This window comes from Pseudomonas sp. EL_65y_Pfl1_R83 (assembly GCF_963970695.1).
GTDB classification, from domain to species: domain Bacteria; phylum Pseudomonadota; class Gammaproteobacteria; order Pseudomonadales; family Pseudomonadaceae; genus Aquipseudomonas; species Aquipseudomonas tritici.
The window spans coordinates 1-530 of the sequence record NZ_CAXAQI010000231.1; the positions used below are offsets into that span (position 1 = coordinate 1).

Annotated in this window: 1 protein-coding gene; it reads right to left on the minus strand. The window is 66.8% G+C overall.

What is annotated here, in order from left to right; genetic code table 11:
- Positions 1-137: 137 nt before the first annotated feature.
- On the minus strand, positions 138-530 hold a 393-nt coding region (locus tag AACY08_RS28575; protein WP_339472454.1), incomplete at its 5' end, for a hypothetical protein.

Here is a 530-nt window from a genome sequence, read left to right on the forward strand (position 1 = left end):
TTGACCGACCAATTGTCGGTCGGGACCGCGCTCTGCGCCAGCGCCGCGAGCGAGCCGATGGCGAGCATGGCCACAGCCAGCGCGCATCTGAAGACAACAGCCAGCATCGGCAAATCCTTTCCTCGTTGCCTCATCGATCAGCGCGAGCCTGCGCCAATTGGCGCACCCTGCGGCCTTTGCGGCTGCATGGCGGCCTGTCCTTGCGCCTGCAGGAACGGCAGCATGATCTCGTGCGCCTTGACGAGGCTGTCGCGCACGAAGGCCGCCGCGTCGAGATCGGAGGCCCTTGCCAGATGCCCGGCGCGGGCCGCTTCCGTCGTCACCTGCGCCCGCTTTTGCTGCGCCGAGGCCAGCGCCTGGTCGGCGAGCGCCAGCGTCTTCTGCGTCTCGGCCGCCTGCTTGGCGTTCTTGCCGGCGGCGTTCTCCAGTTCCAGCTTGGTCTTGGCCTGCTGAATCTGCAGCTGTTCGGGCTTGGGCGCCATCATCTGCTGCAGCTTGTCCTTTTCGTCGCGCGGGATGTCCGGATCGAT